The organism is Actinoplanes sp. NPDC023801, from assembly GCF_040639655.1.
Lineage (GTDB): Bacteria > Actinomycetota > Actinomycetes > Mycobacteriales > Micromonosporaceae > Actinoplanes.
On sequence record NZ_JBFAAI010000031.1, the window covers coordinates 36,201 to 54,755 of the forward strand.

The 18,555-nt window shown below is 68.9% G+C and carries 11 protein-coding genes and 1 pseudogene; 4 read left to right on the plus strand and 8 right to left on the minus strand.

Features of this window, described 5'->3' with window-relative positions:
* Positions 1-63: 63 nt before the first annotated feature.
* From AB0G04_RS36475 to AB0G04_RS36485, 3 genes are all read left to right on the plus strand, one after another.
* Positions 64-615, plus strand: coding sequence for a hypothetical protein (locus AB0G04_RS36475; protein ID WP_360992622.1), 552 nt, complete (start codon positions 64-66; stop codon positions 613-615).
* 189 nt (positions 616-804) lie between these two features.
* A complete protein-coding gene (locus tag AB0G04_RS36480; protein WP_360992803.1) occupies positions 805-1,497 on the plus strand; it encodes a response regulator transcription factor in 693 nt (230 codons plus the stop codon).
* Between the two features lie 68 nt (positions 1,498-1,565).
* Positions 1,566-2,933 carry a HAMP domain-containing sensor histidine kinase gene (locus AB0G04_RS36485; protein WP_360992625.1) on the plus strand — a complete coding sequence of 456 codons (1,368 nt, stop codon included), beginning with the start codon at positions 1,566-1,568 and terminating at the stop codon, positions 2,931-2,933.
* 54 nt (positions 2,934-2,987) lie between these two features.
* Here the strand turns inward: AB0G04_RS36485 and AB0G04_RS36490 are convergent, their stop codons facing one another.
* The gene (locus AB0G04_RS36490; RefSeq protein WP_360992628.1) at positions 2,988-5,060 is read right to left on the minus strand and encodes an MMPL family transporter; all 2,073 of its coding nucleotides are present in this window, start codon (positions 5,058-5,060) and stop codon (positions 2,988-2,990) included.
* A 495-nt stretch (positions 5,061-5,555) separates the two neighbouring features.
* On the opposite strand from AB0G04_RS36490, the gene AB0G04_RS36495 reads away from it, so the two are divergent.
* Positions 5,556-6,749 (plus strand): response regulator, encoded by a 1,194-nt coding sequence (locus tag AB0G04_RS36495; protein ID WP_360992631.1) that lies wholly within the window; start codon positions 5,556-5,558, stop codon positions 6,747-6,749.
* Positions 6,750-7,181: 432 nt separating this feature from the next.
* Here the strand turns inward: AB0G04_RS36495 and AB0G04_RS36500 are convergent, their stop codons facing one another.
* The 7 genes and pseudogenes from AB0G04_RS36500 to AB0G04_RS36530 all read right to left on the minus strand — a co-directional run bounded on the left by AB0G04_RS36500 (position 7,182) and on the right by AB0G04_RS36530 (position 18,039).
* Positions 7,182-9,359: an ATP-binding protein gene (locus tag AB0G04_RS36500; protein WP_360992634.1), complete on the minus strand. Its 2,178-nt coding sequence runs from the start codon at positions 9,357-9,359 to the stop codon at positions 7,182-7,184.
* 91 nt (positions 9,360-9,450) lie between these two features.
* Positions 9,451-9,612 (minus strand): annotated as a pseudogene (locus AB0G04_RS36505) (IS5/IS1182 family transposase); the annotation flags it as partial.
* Positions 9,613-9,755: 143 nt separating this feature from the next.
* A complete protein-coding gene (locus AB0G04_RS36510; protein ID WP_360992637.1) occupies positions 9,756-12,080 on the minus strand; it encodes a PAS domain-containing sensor histidine kinase in 2,325 nt (774 codons plus the stop codon).
* A gap of 207 nt (positions 12,081-12,287) precedes the next feature.
* Positions 12,288-12,434: a hypothetical protein gene (locus tag AB0G04_RS36515; RefSeq protein WP_360992640.1), complete on the minus strand. Its 147-nt coding sequence runs from the start codon at positions 12,432-12,434 to the stop codon at positions 12,288-12,290.
* A gap of 595 nt (positions 12,435-13,029) precedes the next feature.
* Complete coding sequence (locus AB0G04_RS36520) at positions 13,030-13,431, minus strand: hypothetical protein (protein WP_360992643.1); 402 nt, start codon at positions 13,429-13,431, stop codon at positions 13,030-13,032.
* Between the two features lie 91 nt (positions 13,432-13,522).
* Positions 13,523-16,867, minus strand: a complete 3,345-nt coding sequence (locus AB0G04_RS36525; protein WP_360992646.1) for a fibronectin type III domain-containing protein — start codon at positions 16,865-16,867, stop codon at positions 13,523-13,525.
* Positions 16,858-18,039, minus strand: coding sequence for a hypothetical protein (locus AB0G04_RS36530; protein ID WP_360992649.1), 1,182 nt, complete (start codon positions 18,037-18,039; stop codon positions 16,858-16,860). The genes AB0G04_RS36525 and AB0G04_RS36530 overlap by 10 nt, the downstream gene beginning before the upstream one ends.
* Positions 18,040-18,555 lie beyond the last annotated feature (516 nt).

Consider the following 18,555-nt stretch of genomic DNA (forward strand, 5'->3'; position numbering starts at 1 on the left):
ACATCGGCCCCGTCCCGTCACCCGGGCGGGACGGGGCCTCCCGGTGCAGGAAGGAACAGCGTGATGCGTCGTACCCGTGGAGCAGCCGCCGTCCTGGCCGGCCTGTTGCTGGCGCTCCTGCCGGCGGCCGGCCCCGCGTGGGCGCACATCGGAAAACTCAAACTGGAGGTGGCCGGCGACGGCGCCATCGGCATCACCGTGCAGGCCCGCCATGCCGACGGGCACCAGCTGGAAACGCTGGTCCGGCTGGCCCTCACCGCCACCGCCGCGGACGGACGGGCTGTCGGACCGGTGCAACTCGAACCGACCGGCGAGGGTCAGGGTTTCTACGCCACCGGCCCGATCCTGTCTCCTGGGAAGTGGCAGGTGACGGTCCGCGCGCCGGCGCCGTACACCAGCAAGGTGACCGTCGAGGTGCAGGCCAGAGCGGCCCAGTCGGCTCCGGCGCAGGTGCCGGTGGTCTCCGCCGCGAAGCGGGGCGGGTCGCCGCAGACCACACCCTCGTCGTGGTGGGTGCCGGGCGCGATCGGCGTCCTCGCCGTCCTGGCGATCGTCGCGGTGGTGTGGCCGGCGGTGCGCCGACGCAAAGCCCGGGAGAACACCGGCAACCCGTAGCTCAACGTCGGGAGCACGACGTACCGGCGATCCCAACATTCGGTGCCGTCCCGTCAGTGGTCAAGCCTGCACCCAGGCATCCCGTAGGAGCCCGGCCCGCGGGCACCGCAGAGGTGACGACTCTAATCCTGGCCTCAGGTTGACCGGGGAGAATGAGCGGCGGTGCATCGACTGGAGGGGCGGGCCGACGTGCGGATCCTGATCGCGGATGATGACGCGGCCATCCGCGATTCGCTGGAGCGGGTGCTCCAGGTCGAGGGTTACGACACCAGCACCGTCGCCAACGGTCTCGCCGTGCTCGACGAGGTCACGGGGACCGGCGACGACACGCTGGATCTGCTGATCCTCGACGTGATGATGCCCCGCCTCGGCGGGTTGGAGACCTGCCGGCGGTTGCGGGCCGCGGGCCGGTATCTGCCGGTGCTGATGCTGACCGCCCGTGACCAGGTCTCCGACCGGGTCACAGGGCTGGACGCGGGCGCTGACGACTACCTGCCGAAGCCGTTCGCCACCGAGGAGTTGCTGGCCCGGGTGCGGGCCCTGCTGCGCCGGCGCACGCCGGCCGACGGCGAGTCGCAGATCCTGTCGTTCGCTGATGTCCGGCTCGATCCCGACAGGTTCGAGGCGTGGCGGGGCGGGCGGCCGCTGCGCCTGACCCGGACCGAGTTCTCCCTCTTGCAGGTTCTCGTGCGCAACGCGACCCGGGTCCTGACCCGCGATGCGCTGTTCGAGGCGATCTGGGGCTTCGACATGAGCGCCACCGCCAACAACCTCCAGGTGTACGTGAGCTACCTGCGCCGCAAGATGGAGGCCGAGGGTGAGCCGCGATTGATCTACACGCTGCGCGGCCTGGGATACACGTTGCGGGAGACTCCTCCGTGAGCAGGCACGCCCGGGGGGAGCCGCTTCGGCTGACCCGATGGTGGCGCCGGCGGTCCCTGCGGACCAGGATGACGGTGATCGCGGCGACGGCCATCGCGGTCAGCGTGTTCGCGGCCTTCCAGGTAGCCAGCGAGCTACTGGACCGGGAGCTGCAGGACACCGCCGAGAACCAGCTGCGCGCCGGCTCCCGCGTCCTGGCGATCAACGCGGAGCGCGCCGGTCTGGCGCAGGTTCAGCTACCGCCGTATCCGGGATCCGGCCGGTTGGTGCGGGTCATTCTGCCCGACGGCTCGACCCGGACGCCGGTCGGCCAGCCCGCGCTACCCCCGGTCAGCGAGCACGCCGGGCGCGTGGCGCAGGGCGAGTCAGCCGACCTGATGGAGTCGAAGGACAGCGACGAGGACGGCTACCGCATCTACACGCTGCGGGCGGGCGACGGCGCGGTGCAGGTGGCCCGCGTCGCCGACGACAGCCCGATCAACCGGTTCGGGTTGGGCATGTTGCTGATCGGGCTGTTCTGCGTGGCCGGCGGCACCGTCGTCGGGCGGACCGTGGCGCGGACCGGGCTGGCACCGATGGACCGGCTGACCGCCGCCGCGGTACGTGTCGCGAACACCCAGGATCTCGACGCCGGCATCCCGGATGAGGGCGGTGGGGAGATCCGGCGGCTGATCCAGGCGATCAACGACATGCTCGCCGCGCTCCGGGACTCCAGGCGTGCCCAGCGGCTGCTCGCCGAGGACGCCGCCCACGAACTCAAGACCCCGCTCACGAGCCTGCGCCTCAACATCGAGTTGCTGGTCCGGCTCGACCGGCGCGGCACCCTCGAGACCGCCCTCTCGGCGGAGAGCCGGACCCGGCTGCTCAACGATCTCGGCGCCCAGGTGGCCGAATTGAGCACCCTCGCCGCCGAGCTGACCGACCTGGCACGCGGTGACGTCAGCGACGAGAACACCGAACCGATCGACCTCGCCGACGTGGTGGTGGCCGCCGCGGCCCAGGCGCATTCCCGCGCGCCCCACATCGAGGTCGCGCTCGACGTGACCTCCGTGTGGGTGAGCGGGCGTCCCGCTGCGCTCCAGCGAGCGGTGCTCAACCTCATCAACAACGCCGGCAAGTGGTCCCCCGCGGACCAGCCGGTCCAGGTCCGGCTCCGGGCCGAGGGCGCGTCGGCGGTGCTCGAGGTCGACGACGCCGGGCCGGGCATCGACGCCGCCGACGTACCGCGGGTGTTCGACCGGTTCTACCGTGCCGACAGTGCCCGGGCGTTGCCGGGATCCGGGCTCGGGCTGTCGATCGTGCAGCGGGTCGTTCACGGCCACGGCGGCCGGGCCGCTGTCGCCCGCTCCGCACGCGGTGGCGCGCTGCTTCGGGTCGACCTTCCGACCGCGGCCCCGACCGCCCCGGTCGAAGAGCGGCGAGCGCCAGGCCCGTGACGGGATCCGTACGGGCCTGGGTCCCCGTCCCGGATCTCGTCCGTGCCGCCTCGCTCACCGTTGCAGCGCGAACTCCTCGTCGTCGGTCGGCGAGTTTCGCGCGCCCGGCGCCGCCGTCGGACGGGACAGCCGGCTCGGCCACCAGATCCGCCGGCCGATCAGCAGGGTGAGGGCGGGCACCAGGACCGACCGCACCAGCAGGGCATCGAGCAGCACCCCGAAGGCGACCAGGAACCCGACCTCGATCAACATCACCAGCGGAAGCGAGACGAGGACCGCGAACGTGGCCGCCAGGACCAGGCCGGCCGAGGTGATGACGCCACCGGTGGCGGAGAGGGCTTTGAGCATGCCCTCTGTGGTGCCGAGACGCACGGTCTCCTCACGGGCCCGGCTGGCCAGGAAGATGTTGTAGTCGACGCCGAGCGCCACCAGGAAGAGGAATGCCAGCAGCGGCACCGAATAGTCGACACCTTTGAACCCGAGGATCGTGTCGAAGACGAACACGCTGCCGCCGAAGGCTGCGGCGAACGAGACGATCACGGTGGCCATCAGGACCAGTGGGGCCACGATCGCGCGCAGCAGCAGCCCGAGGACGATCAGTACGACGGCGAGCACCAACGGGATCACCAGCTTCTCGTCGCGGCTGGTGGTCACCTCGGTGTCGAGGTTCTCCGCGCTCGGCCCGCCGACGATCGCCTCCGCCCCGTTCACCGCGTGCACGGCGGTGCGCACCCGTTCGATCGTGTCGTACTCTGCGGCGGTGTCCGGCGCGTCGGCCGGGAACACGGAGATGTCGGCCCAGCCGCCGCTGGTCCGACCCGGGGTGGCCACGGCCACACCGCGAGTGTTCTCGACGACGTCGAGCACCTGCTCCTGGTACGCCGGCCGCGTGTAGATCGTCATCGGCGGGCCCCCGAGCTCCGGGAAGTGCTGGCGGAGAACGTTGAAACCGGTGACCGACTCCGGCGCGGACAGGAACTGGTCCTGCTCCCGCAGGGCGCCGGTGTTACCCGCCAGCCCGACGGCGAGCACGCCGAGGATTCCGAGCGAGCCGAGCGTCGCCACCCACCGGCGGCGGCTGATGGTCGCGCCGAGCCGCCCCCACAGCCCCGGCTTCTCCTCCACGGCCGTACTGAACCGCGGGATGGCCGGCCAGAAGATCCGCCTGCCCAGCACCACCAGCACCGCCGGGAACAGCGTCAGCATGGCCACCAGCGCGCACAGGATGCCGGCCGCACCGATCGGACCCAGCCCGCTGGTGCTGTTCAGGTCCGCGACGAGCAGGCAGAGCAGGCCGGCGATCACGGTGGCCGCGGACGCGACGATGGCCGGCGCCGCGCCGCGTAGCGCGTGCACCATCGCGACCCGGACGTTCTCGTGGTGGTGCAGGGTCTCCCGATATCGAGCGATGAGCAACAGTGCGTAGTCGGTGCCGACGCCGAACACCAGGATCGTCAGCAGCGCCGAGTTCTGGTCGTTGACCACGATGCCGAAGCCCTTGACGAGCAGGTAGACGGTCGCCATCGCGGTCAGTGCGGCCACGCCCACGACCACCAGCGGGACGAACCACAACACCGGGCTGCGGTACGTGAGGACGAGCAGGACCGTGACGACGATGACGGTGGTGAGGAAGACCTGCAGGTCGATGCCGTCGAACACGGCGTCCATGTCGCCGTCGACCGCGGCCGGGCCGGTCACCTCGAGTTCCAGGCCGGCGGGGCGGTCCTTCGCGGCGTCACGCAACGGGCCGACCAGGGCCTCCGCTCCGCCGTAGGTGGTGCTCACGTCGAGGGTGAACATCATCGCCTTGCCGTCGGTGGACAGACTCGCCGGTGGACCGTCGTCGTCCTCGCCGGCCGCCGCCGTCGTCGTCGGGTAACGCTTGGCAAGGGTGTTGTAGTGGCGCTCGACCGTCGCACGGTCGGCGTCGGTCAAGCCGCCGGCGCGGTGGTACACGAAGACGAACGTGTTGTCCTCACCGCCGGGGAGACTGTCCTCCAGCACCGCCACCTTGGTGGACTCGGCGCCGGCCGGCAGGGTGTCCACGGCTCTGTCGGTGGTGACCGAGCTCAACTTTCCGCTCAACGGCACCATGACCGCCGCCAGCGCCAGCCACAAGCCGATCACCAGCCACGGTAACCAACGGCCCGCCAACCGACCGGGCGGCGCTTCCCTGGGCGGCGCTGCGTTGACTGACATCAATAGCCTCCTGACGAGTTGCATCGCTTGTCCGAGGCCGAATTCGTACCGAGCGAATCTGAGACGACCGTTAATCCGCGGCTCAGGCCGGTCGGCAAGGCGCAGGCGGCACAGCCGTCGGACCGGATGAGCAACGCGGCACGGCTCTCGTACGGGTGCCGAACGGCGCTCCGGGAGTAGTACCGCGGTACCGCCAGCCGATCAATCGCGGTGCAGGCCGTCGGTGTCTAACTGCTCGGTCACCTCGCGTCGGCGCAGCCGAATCCGGGGAGCCCGCCTGAAGGAGCGGAACGGCTGGTTTGTGGCGATATAAAATGGGGTATACCAATATCATCCGGACATGACGACGCTCCGTACGGGGTCCTCCGCCGCCCCGGCGTGACGAGAGCCGCCCGGGCGTCTCTTGCGGAGAGGGCGTCCGTCATGGCTGCCACGATTCTGATCGGCGAGGTCGACGCCGACCTACGCCACACATTCACCAGGCTGTTCACCCGCGCCGGCTACACGGTCCTCACCGCGCCTGACGCTCATACCGCCCTGGACACCGCGGTACGGGAAACACCGGACCTGGTGATCCTCAACCTGTTCGGCGATGACGGCCCGGAAGTCTGCCGGGCGCTGCACGCCGATGCCCGCACCGCCGGCACACCCATCATCGTGATGACCGCCGACCTGTACCCCGACGCCGTCGCCGCCGCACGAGCCGGCGCCGAGGACTACCTGACGAAGCCGTTCGACAACGCCAACCTGCTCGACCACGCCCACGCCCTGCTGCAGAACGCTGCAGCGACGCACCGTCGGCCGGTCGGGACGCACACACCCCCGGCAAGGCTCGGCCGTGCCCGGCGACCGCCGGCGGTGCCCGTGCCGACAGCGGCACCGTCGGGCCTGGGCCCTCTCGCGCACAACCTGGCCGCGCTCGCGGAAACCCCCGAAGACGCGGTCACCCTCGACACCCAACTCGCAACGATCGCGCAGCTGGCCGTCGACCGGGTCGCCGCCGTCGACTACGCCTCCATCACCGCGCTGCGCGACGACACCCCCACCACCGTCGCGGCCAACAGCGACCTGGCCCGCGCCGTCGACCACGCCCAGTACACCGCCGGCGGCGGCCCCTGCGTGCAGGCCCTCGCCGACGCCGCACCGGTCGCCGTCGACGCCATCGCCACGACCATGACCTGGCCCGGCTTCCGTGACACCGCCGTGAAACTGGGGCTGCAGGCGTCGGTGTCCATCCCGCTGATCACCGGCAGCGGTGCCACCCTCGCCGTGCTGAACCTGCACGGGCGCGACGCCGCCGCGATGGCCCCGCTGATCATCGGAGTCTGGGCCGTCTACGACCCCGACCGGCCCATGCCCGCCGGAACCAGCGACCCGATGCCGGCGCTCGAGGCCGGTGCAGAGGAACTACTCACCGGCTTTGCCCGGGCCCTGGAAGTACGCGCCACCATCCAATGCGCCATCGCCCTCATCATCAATCGCGCCAACGCCACCGCTGCCAACGCCTACCTCAGGCTGCGAGCCCACGCCGCCGCCACCGGTACCAGCCTGAGCACCGCGGCGAGCACCCTGATCGCCCACCCCACGCTGAACCCACCCGACACGACACGAGCGTGACACGGCCCCATCGCCGGTTGCCGGAGTACTCCGGTCGGCTCCCATCGACACCGGCCGCCAGGACACGATCCGCTCCGCCCGCGCTACTAGACCTCTGCAACGACCCCGTCCTGCGTGATACTCAGGTGGCCGTTCAGCAACAACGACTTGGTCGCCGCCGTGCTACACATGGCCGATGTCGGGCACCACCCGCATCACAGCACCGACAGCTGCTGCCCGTATGCCAGCCGGTGACCGGACCTCCCGCGTCCGGGGGTCCGCACGTTGTGGAGGTGACGGCGGAACCTGTGCGCTCAATCATGACGTGACGCTGCACGACGTCGCTGAACTCGGAACCCGGCGTTTGCACCGGTGCTTGGGCCGTCGATCAGGTTTTCGCAGGGGAAGCGGCAGAAGACCTGATCTTCGGCTTCGCACCCGACTGGTGGGGCGTCAGCGATACCGGGCTGCGGGTGCGGCGCCGGTTGTTGTTGCCGGCAATTGCTCCGACGGTGGTGCGCGCCGCTCGGCGGGTAGCCGGACGGTGATCGTGGTGCCGGGCGGGTTGTCGTCGGTGGTGGCGGTGATCGTTCCACCGTGTTGCTCGATGATGGTCCGGGCCAGTGACAGTCCCAGCCCGGTGCCGGGGACAGCGTTCGTGAGGGCGTCCTGGGTACGGAAGAAGCGCTGGAAGAGCCGTTCGCGTTCAGCCGCGGGAATGATCTGCCCGGTGTTGGACACGGTGAGCAGCGTGGCCGGTCCGTCAGCGATGACGGTCGCCCTTATGTGGCTGGCGTCGTCGGCCCAGTCGACGGCGTTGGCGAGAAGTTCGTCGACGACCTGGGCGAGTCGGCGCGGGTCGCCCCAGAGAACTGCTTCGTCAGGTACGTCGACGTCCACGGTGACATCCTTGTCGGCGAGCCGGGTGCGGGCGGTGTCGGCGGCAGCGCGCAGGACGGCGCTCAGGTCCATGCGTCGGGAATCCAGTGTCACGTGGCCGGACTGCAGGCCGGCGATGTCGAGGAGTTTGTCGACGATGATCTGCAGGCGGCCGGTGTTGCGCTGCATCACCTGCAGCATTTGGGCTCGATCGCCGGCCGGCAGGTCGGGGTCGTCGATCATCAGTGTGGTGTACGACAGGATGCTGGTCAGTGGCGTGCGGATCTCGTGTCCGACCAGGGCGATGTATTCGTCGCGGCTGTGCCCGAGTTCGGTGGTCAGATCCCAGCCGCGGCGACGTTCAAGGAATTGCCCGATGTGGGCGGCGATGCCCGTCATGACGGCAGTGCGGACATCGTCGGGATGTTCGGTGTACGCGCTGTAACAGGTCACAACGCCGCGGGTGACCGATCCGATCGGCACCGGCACGGCCACCGCCGAGCGCAGCAGACCCCAATCGAGAGTCTGTGCGCGTGCGTCGGCGTCGGCGCTCAAGTCCGTGGCCCAGACCGCCTCGGAGGTCTGCCAGGCTCGTCCGGGCATACCCTGACCATGGCCGAGCCGGTCCGGCAATCCTGGCGGCAACATGTCCCGCTCATCGGTCCACCACAGATGCCGCTGCAGGACGTTGCCGACCTCGTCGATGGTCCAAAACTCGGTGGCCGCCCAATCGAGCATCCGCCCGATGGTCGTGATGACCCCGCGCAGGAGCTCGTCGGCAGGGCTGGTGTCGGAGCCGGACAACATGCGCCGGATCGTCAGCTCGCAGTCCTTCAACACGGCCGCAGTGTGCCGTTGGGTCACGTCCTGCAACGTGACCACGGCGCCCAGCGACTCGCCGTCCGCGTCGATGATGGGCTGTGCGTCGGCGAGCAGCGTCGAAGGTCGCTGCTGCTGCCGTTCAACCATGATTTCGGACTCGTGCAGGTGCTCGCCGGCGAGGGCCCGCAGCAGGGGCCCCAATGCGGGGGGCAGCATCGCGGCAGAGGTCTGGGCGGCCTCCTGCCGGGTCCATGTCCTCAGGTCGATGTCGTTGGGCAACTCGCCGTTAAGGTCCTGATTCGCCTTGTTCGAGAAGATCAGCCACCCGGCGGCGTCGCATGCGGCTACACCGGTCTGCAAGCTGTCGAGCAGGGCTATGAGAAGCCTTTGCGCGTCATCCGCCCGCACCGCGGAGCGTTGTTCGCCCACGAGCGCCGTGCACGCCTGCGCCCCTCGGTCCACCGCGGTGAGATGCTCCGGCTGCCATTGCCGCGGCTGGTAGTCCAGCACCGCGCACACTCCCGCGACCGCGCCGTCGCCGTCACGGATCGGATAGCCCAGATAAGCGCGTTCCCCCGCCGCACCCGCCGCCGGTACCCGGTCATCAGCGAGGACGTCGCTGATGACAACGGGGACTCCCTGCGAGATCACCAGCCTGCCCAGCGCCGACGATACGGGTACCGAGGGAGAACGCGCCCAGTGCGATGGCAGACCGTATGCGCCGACCAGCCGTAACTGTTCACCGTCCAGCAGGTGAACCACCGCGGCGGGCGCTTGCGCGGCCTGCGCCACCAGCGTCAGCAGATGATCGGCTGCAGCCTGCGGCAATGCAGGCCCGGACCGCAGATTCATCCGGACCCGCTCCGAGCCGACGCCGTCGGCCGCACGACGTCGGCCCGGCTCGTCCCGTTGCGTATCGGCAAAAGCCACGAAAGAAATATTACCGTCATTAATCGCAGATCGTACGCCGACCACGACCCAGGCCGTATTTCGTAGAGCGCGGAGCCATAGGTTGATGGCGGCGCCCACCTTTCGACCCTTTGGCCTTGCGGTGCGGGTCCTGGTCGGCCTTGCGGGATGCACACCCGGATCCCGCGGATCGCAGGTGGGCCCGGTTGGCCTTGAAGGTGTACGCCTTGTCGGCCAGCAAGAGGTCCGGCCGGGTCCGTGGCCGGCCGCCACCGGTCCCTACACGTTGACCCTGCCCGACCTGAGGGGACGCACCTACCGGGCGCTGCGCGCCTGGTTCGACCCGGCCTGCGCGTCTGTGGGGTCCTGCATGTCGCCGGCGTACTGCGCGCACTGGCCCCCGGGCACCGCCGGAATCTAGCGGAGGCTCGAAAGGCCGGACGCCCTCGGCAGGGTCACGGTGAAGGTGGTGCCGTGGATACCGTCGCTGGTGTAGTCGACGGTGCCGTGGTGGTGATCGATGAGCGCTTTGGTGACCGATAGACCGAGCCCGGTGCCGGGGCTGTCGGAGGCCAGGGCGGTGGTGGCTCGGTAGAACGGGGTGAAGATCCGGCGCTTCTCGGCAGGAGGGATACCGATGCCGGTGTCGGTGATCGCGCAGCTGACGTACTCGTCGTGCACGGCCAGGTGCACGGTTATCCGACCGCCGTTCGGGGTGTACTTCACGGCGTTGCTGAGCAGATTGTCGACGACCTGCCGTAAGCGGCCCGGGTCGCCGTCGACGAGCGCTCGCGCGCTCAGCATGGCGGTGATGGTCTGATCTTTGGCGTCGGCTGCGACACGTATGGCATCGAGGGCTTCATCGACGATGTCGCACAGGTCGAGAATCTCTGGATGTAGCGCGAACTGCCCCGATGACAGTTGCTGGTGGTCGAGCAGGTCGTCTATCAGTGTGGACATCCGTTCGGCGTTGCGGCAGATGCCCTCCACGTCTTCGTGATGATCCGTGTTCAGTCGCTCGTCGCCGCGCATGAGGTTCCCGTAGCCAAGGACCGCGGCCAGCGGGTTTCGTAACTCATGGGTGACCAGGGCGACGAAGTGTTCTTTCGTGCGGGCCAGCTCGACTTCGAGTTCTTCGGCCCGCCGGCGTTCCAGATACTGCCCAACTTGCGCGGCGATGCCGGTCAGCAAAGAAACGAGGATGTCCTTCGGATCTTCGATTTCTTCGCCGAAGAAGGCCAGGACGCCGAGCGTTCGCGCTCCGCTGCGGACGGGCACGAGGAGGGTGACGTGCAGGCCTACCTCGGCCGCTATGGCGCTACGGGGCGTGCGGGCCCAGTTGGCCAGGTCCGAGATCCACAGCGGTTCACCGGTCTCGGCCACCAACCACAGCGACCCCACCCCTTCGGGGTAGCGGTCCACCTGAAAAGCGGTGAAGTCCCGTCCTAGGTCGCTCCATCGGGCCACACAGTGAAACGCCTGCCCATGCTCAGCAGGCATCCACATCTCTGCGTACGGCCATTGCAAGCTGCTGGCAATAGCTTGCAGCACCGCAGCAGCCGCCTGGCCGGTATCCGGCACTTGCGACAGGGCATTACTGACCGCCAGTTCACAGCCCCGGAAACGTTCCGCTCGATACTGATCGGTGATGTCGTGGGCGAAGGCGTAGAACTGCAACCCGTCGTCGGTGTTGACCGGCGCGAAGGTCAACTCGATGTGCAGCCGGTGGCCGTCCCGATGACACGCCGGCAGTCGTAATCGCTGCCCCAGTCGCCGGCCCTCCCCTCCAGTCACCAGCCGGGCCACCCCGCTTCGGTGCGCTTCACGATGAGACGCCGGGATGATCAACTCGGAGACCGGCCGACCTATGGCCTCACGCGCGGTGTAGCCGAACGTGACTTCCGCAGCAGGGTTCCAATAGGTGACACGTTCATCTTGGTCGATGGCGATGAACGCCTCCAGCGCGGTGCCCAGAACCAGGTCAAGACTCAACTGAGCGGATAGGGTCCCCGCACGGCCAGCACGGTGCATGTCGCCCCCTCTACCACCGCATCGCGCCCAGGTCTCGAGTGTGCTCCAGGGAGCAATAACATCAACCTGTATTGTCCGCCTACCGAGCCGGACACGGGGATGATTAGGTCGAGCAGTCACAGTTTGGGCCGTGTGGCGCTGGTCGTGTCGTGGACGATCACCACGACGGCCGCGCCGCGTCCGGACGGCGGGCCCGCGTGGGTCATTGTCAGCGGCCACGAGGCGTAGATGGTCACCGGTGTTGGACAATTGCGCCTCGCGTAGTCCTCCCCCGTGCCGCACCGCGTTGGTGAGCAGCTCCGGGAGCACGAGATCCATGTCTTCGTACAACTCGCGCCGTGGTGGCCGGGTGAGCAGTTCGGGCAGGATGCGCCTGGCCCAGTTGCGGCCTTCCGTACTGACAGTGGCGTCCAGGGAGTGTGGTGGTCGCCAGGTAGCGGTGCGCTGTCCGAGGTCAGGCGGCATGGGTTCAGCGGTGATGGTTGCGATGCGGGAAGCGTCGAGCGCTTCGGCCGCCGACCGGGCGAGCCGCTCGGCAGCTTGCACGTCGCTTGCCGTGAACGGTTCTCGACCGTCGAGTTCACGCAGCAGTGTCATAGCGCCCAGCAGGGCGCCAGCCGAGGTGTAAAGCGGCACCACAATGGAACTGGTGATACCCAGCCCTTCGAATTGAGCCTTCTGCTGCGCGGTCGCCGCCGTGGCATTCAGCATGGCCGGCCCGACGTGCGGCAGATAGCGAGGTGATCCCCGTGGCCGTCACTCGCCCGGCACCGCAGGCGTCGCCCGTGCGTACTGGCATTTCGGCAGCCCACTGCCGGACCACCGGCTCACGCTCGGTATCACGGTGGCGCAACGTCCCCATTTCCAACAGCTCACCGTCAACTGGCTGCGTCAGACCCAGGTCAGTCAGTGAAACTGCTAAACCTGCGCGTAAAGCGTCGACGACGGACGCACGTGCAACGCGCACCAGTCCGCCCACGCGGGCACCAGCGCGTCGCCCAGTAGATCAGCGGTGGTGAACCAGTCGGACGCTGGCTGCAGCCACTGCTCGACAGGCCAGCTCACAGGTGTTTCTGGTGGCACCGGGCCTACCGTTCCAGAGGGGGGTCTTGTGACTCAGCCGCGGTTGTTCGCGCCCGGCCGGCACGATGGCCGGCCGGACACCCACACCGTGACGGACGACGTACTGCTACTTCTTCTTGGACTTGTCTTCCCCCTTGCCCTTCTTGCTTTTCTTCGCCACTGACGGAACCGCCTTCGAATGAGGTGCGAACGGACCAGAGAGCCAGCTCAGGTGCAGTTCGTTCTGCAATCCAGACTGCCGGAGAACGGTTCATGATTCGTCACCCGCCAGGGGTGAAGCCGTCGCGGCATCCGGTCATGAGCTCGGGCCCGAGTTGCGTGACATCATGCGGTCGCGGGTGAAATGCCGGTCGGGACAGACGATGCCGCGCTGAGAGTTTCAGCGCCAGGTGCCGACGCAAACGGACGTTGAGCTGCTCGAATCTGCTCGTCGGCAGGAGCCGCGCTGCTCCCGGCGCCCTAGACGGTCAAGTCCTAACTGAGGTCAGTGGTCGCACGCCGGATCCGAGCGTTTCACCGTGGGCCGAGGACTTACTCGTCCAGGCTTTGGTCCGGTCACCTGACGTGGCAAACGGCGTCAGCGTCGCCGGGTCGACCACGCTCGGAGCGCTCCCACGGCGATCACCGCGATGATCAGCAGTGGGCACAGGAGCAGGGTGTTCAGGCCGGTGGTGCGGGGTTGGACCTCGGTGGCGGTGGTGCTCGTCGCGTCGGCTTGCACCTCGGAACCGGCGGGGTATTCGGTCGTGGATTCGAAGGTCACCTGCCGTACGGGCTGGTCGTCGTCCGGGGTGAAGTCGCCGGCGCAGGTCCACTGGACCCGCTGGGCGCCGGAGGTCGCGGGGTTGCACACGGCGATGACCATCGTGCCGGACTGGCCGAACAGTCGCGCCTGGTAGGTGGACGGTGGCATCCAGACCAGACCGCCGCAGACCAGCACCAGGACGATCACTGCCAGCCAGGAGGCGGGTTTGTTCAACGTGGCCCGGCCGTCGGGAAGGGCAAGGCGGCACCGCCCCGGCCGGCGTGGAAGCCCGGCCGGGGCGAACGGGTGGGTGAGACCCGTTCCGCTAGTTGAAGTACTGGGCCCAAACCCCGCCCCCACAGTCGTCGTCGCAGGCGTATGACGCGCTCCACAGCAGCATACGGCCGTCCGAGGTGAGGTCGAAACTCAAGTCGTAGAAGCCGAAATCATCGGCCGGGCGACCGAGCTTGGCCGACATGCCGAGTGCGGCACTGTAGACATAGCCCACCTCGAGCTCGCTGCCCTGAGAGTAGGACAGCGTCGTGCCATCGGCCGAGAGCTCGTTCGGGGCCACCTGCATTCCGGCCGGTGCAGGCAGGACGATATCGGTCACCCCGACTCGTGCGCTGCCCACCGGCTTGATCACGATTCCGGACTTCTTCGCGGCAGTGGAGCCGGGATCGTTGTAGCTGAAGGTGATCTTCGCACCGTCGCCGGACAGGACCGGGCGCCACGACTCCTCCTTGGCCCGGGGGGTGGGGGTCAGGTCGGTGGTAATCCCGGTGGACGCGTCCCAGAGCAGGGCGTGGCGCTGCGCCACGCCGCTGACCACAGCGGCGTCCTCGTAGGCGATTCGGGTACCCGAGCCGGAGAGTGAGAACCAACCGACCTGGCGAGCACCGGCGGTGCAGGACGACTGCAGGAAGCAGTTGTCGATCTGCTGGGCGGGGCCGCCGGCGACCCGGCGATACAGGTGCGCGGTGATGTCGCCGTACGCGAAGGCCACAACCGTGCCGTCGTCGCTGAGCCGAGGCGCACCTGGGTAGTTGTCGGCGGCCAGGCCGGCAGTGGCGTTCCAGGTGGCCTTGGTATCGATGTTGTGCACGTACAGCGACCCGAATCCGGTGCCGGTCGAGTAGGCCACCACCGAGCCGTCGGCGTTGCTGGCAAAGCCGGGTGGCAGCGCGCTCGTGCTCCCCGGCATCCGGACGAAGCCACCGGCCGTTACCGGGGTGCGGCCGTCCAGCGCCCGGGAGGCCAGCACGATCTCACCGGTGGTGAGGTCCTTGCGCACCAGGTACTGCACCGCGCTACCGGCCGTCGCGATCTCCGGTGGCGCCAGATTGCTCTGTGCCTCCACGAGGAAGAAGGCGAACCGGCCGTTGCCCGAGACGGCGACGCCGTGCACACCGGCCATGCTTCGAGCGTCGGGCTTACCCAGCTCGTCGACCGCCACGTCGGTGCGGTAGCCGATCCGAACCGGGCTCTCGCCCGGCACGACGGCGTTGGACACCGCCGGTGGCCCAGCACCACGATCGTTGGTGGCACGGACATAGATCAGGTACGAGACATCCGGCGCCAGCCCGCGCACCCGCACCGTGGTGGCCGAGCCCTCGACCCGGGTGGTGGCCGTGGGCGGGAACGTGGTGAGCACGTACCCGTTCACCGGGTGACCGCCGTCGTCCCCGGCCGCGGTCCACGTGACGGTGGCGGACAGCGGTCCGGCTGTGGCCGTCACGCCCGCCGGAGCGCCCGGTGGGCCGCCGCCGACGACGACGCTGCCCCGGGCCCGCAGGTCGGGATGGAAGATGTCGGCCGGGCTGAACGCCTCGACGGTGGCCACCCCGTTGCGATCCGAGGTGAACCGGCCGTCACTGTCGATCGTGCCCGGACCCTCGACCACCCGCCATTGAACCTGAGTGTCGAGGGGATAGCCGGTGACCGACACGTCGAAATCCAGGGGGGTGTTGACCTGGACCTTCGATCTGGCCGGTGTCACCTTGAGGCCGATGAAGGGCCCACCCGAGTTCTTCAGCGTGTAGAAGGTGTTGAGCAGGTGATCGTTTCGCCAGTCGATCTCTTTGCCGAAGAAGCGCTTAGACTTGACGAACGCGCCGAGCTCGGCCCCCGCCCGGACCTCCCACCACGGATTCTGGGTGGTGTCGGCTTTGACGTGCAGGTAGGGGCGCGCCACGATGCCCGGACCGGCGGCGCCGTAGAAGTACAGCGTGCACTCGACCGGGAGCAGCAGCTTGGCTTGCGCGTCGCCGTACAGCCGCAGGTCCGACTGGCCCGAGCCACCGTCGTCGATCTTCGTGGCGGTGACGGTGGTGTTCTTCGTGGTGAGCTCGGCGCCGAACTCCCGTTTGTAATCGGCGGCCAAGGTCACGCCGACCGACCCGTCCACCTCGAACCGGATCTTGACGTCGAACTCCAGGCAGATGATCACCGGGACCGGCCCGAGTTGCACGTTGAAGCAGCGGCCCTTGATCTTCCCGATGGTCCACTCCTTGTCGTACTCGCCGAGTGCGCCCATCTTGAACCGGGTCTCGATCCGGGTGGCTGCGGTGAGCCGGAACTTGGTGTTGATGCCGGAACTGGTGATGTCGACGTCGGCTGAGCCCTTCGGGGTCAGCTCGAACTGGGTTTCCGCCTTCCCGCCGCCGCCCTCGACGTTGCTGCCGATGTCGTACGCCAGCTCGACGACCAGCGTGCCGTCCCGCAAACCGACACTCGGCGCGGCGGACGCCGCCGCAGCGCCGGCGCGGAGCGTCTTGCCTTTCAGGGTCGGCTCGCGTAGCCGTACTCCGGGTACGAGCGGCACGAAGCTCTGCACGTCGGAGGTGTCGAGCACCGAGTTGAGCGCGAGCGAGCCGTCGGTGTAGATCTCGTCAAGACCGGCCTCCACGGTGGACAACGCCGTGAGACCGCCGGACGTGCTCACGTCGGTGACCCGGCGCAGCATGCCGCGCTCGGCCACCGGCGTCGGTGGCACCACGATCAGATCACCGGCGTAGGCCGGCGCGTCGTCCCCGTCGAAGATCAGCGTGCCGTCCTGGTGGACGGTGCGGATCTGCGCCGCCTGCTCGGTGGTGAACACCGTGAACGCGTCCTTGAAGGCCAGCTTGGGCAGCACCGGCTGGGTCGCCGTGCTCGCAACGCCGGTGCCGGCGGCGTTGGTGGCCGTCACCGCGAAGGTGTAGTTCGTGGTCGCCGTCAGCCCCGTCAGTACCGCGCTGGTCCCGGTGGTCGTGGCGGTTACCGTGCCCGGCGTCGCCCTCACCGTGTAGCTGGTGACCGTGCTGGTGCCGAAGTCCTGAGGTGGCGTCCAGTCCACCCGCACCTTGCCCTGCTCGGTGACGGCGGCACGGACGTCGGTGGGTGCCGCCGGCGCACGGGTCGCGACCGGGGTGGTCGCCGCGAACGTCGTCGGCTCACTGGTTCCCGCGGCGTTGGTTGCGGTCACGCCGATCGTGTACGCCGTGCCATTGGCCAGCCCGGTGATACTGGTGACCGTCGTGTCGCCGGGCACCGCGATGGTCCGCCCACCGGGCTGAACGGTGACGGTGTACCCGGTGATCACCGAGCCGCCGTCCGCGGGCGCGGTCCACTGGACATCGATGCGGCCGTTGAGCCGCACGATCGGGCCCGGCGAGGGCTTCAGGGGCACCGACGCGGGAACCGGCTGCACCGCTTCGGACGGCGATGAGACCGCGTGGAGGTGTTGTACAGCAGACTGGCGTCGACCGGCGCGGTACCGCTCGGCCAGGTCGTCACCGAGCCGGCGGCCGCGGTGTTGATCGCCGAGATCCGCCCGGCCACCGCGACCACATCGCTCGCCGGGTTCCCGCCGAGGGCCGCGGTCGCCGTTTTGGTGGCGCCGGCGGTATAGGCGGCGCTGTGAACATACGAACGGTACGACTCCTGGAAGGTCGCACCGGCGAGCCGCCCGGTCGGTTTCTGGTAGTAGCCCTGCACGTAGACGGTTACGTTGCTGGCGGCCGAGCTCTTCACGGTTATGCTGCCGTCCGCGCCGACCGGGATGACGTGGGCCTGGGAGCGCTGCTCACCGGTCGCGTAATACAGCGCGGCAGTGGTCTCCGCGACAGTGGTACCGGTCGGGTAGGCCTGCACGTACCCGGCTGCCGCGGCGGACGTCTCGGCCACCACCACGTTGACCGCCGCCACGTCGGCCGCTGCACCCACCCCGTTGGCGCCCGCGATCGGGACGACGGTGGTGGCGCCCGCGGTCAGCCGGACGGCGTTGAGTACCCGCGTCGGTGCCAGCGGCAGGTAGGTGGCGCCCGCGGTGGCCGACAGCGGCTCGTAACCGGAGTACCAGCCCACCACGACGATGCGCAGCTTCACCGCCGTGCTGGCGACGAAGGTCAGCTTGCCGCCGGTCGAGGTCGGCAGCTCGTCCATGGTGGAGGCGTTCTTACCGTTGGCGTAGTTGAGCAGCATCACCGACCCGCTCGTGTCGCCCGGCGGATACACCCGCACGTTGCCTGTGGCGGTGTGCCCGGAGACCCGCACCTGAGCGAGCACACTGAGGTACTCGGTATTCGGCACCTCACCGATGCCGACCAGCTTCACCTCCTTGGGCGTGTTAGCCGTCAGCGCCACGTCGGCCGAGGCGACGACCGGCCGGACGGGATAGAACTGCCCGGAAGCGGGCACCAGTTGCCCGACAGGTGTGGCGGCGGCCGCGATCGCCGCGGCGGCGGGCCGGGGTGGCTCAGGCGCACTCCGGGACGGCGCGGCACCGACCGGAAGCATCGGTATGAGCTGGCCCGCCAGCACCAACGCCAGCAGGGCAGCAAGGCGTGATCGTGTTATCAAGTTATCCCCCGTGATGCGTTATTGCGGATCACATTAGAGGGCGCAGTGAAGTTGGTCTATGCATGGCGAGCATCGAAGATCCGTGATGTCACGGACCGGGCATCCAGGGCGCCGCGCACCGGCCCGGCCGCCGATGCCGATCGATGACCGGCTCCGTTACGGGTTCCGGACCGGAGCAGGGTGGCCGCAAGGCTGGCGACGATGAGGGTGGCCATCTCGACCGGTCACCGACCGGATCTGCGGGGACAATTGCGGCCGGCGCTCTGGCCGGACGTAGCGGTCCCACACCTCGGCGGCCGGGCACGGACCGCACACCGTGGTGACTCTGATCAGCCGTGGCCGGTCGATAATCACGCCGGCAAGTCTTGCGGGCCGGGACCGGATTTCGGCGCTCCTGCGGGATCACCAGCCGATGGCCGGTGTCACAGTCGGCGCTGACGATGCCGATCCGGTGCGGCTCGCCCACAGCAGATCCGTCCGGTCACAGCAGGTCGGGACCCGGGGGCGTCCAGGAGG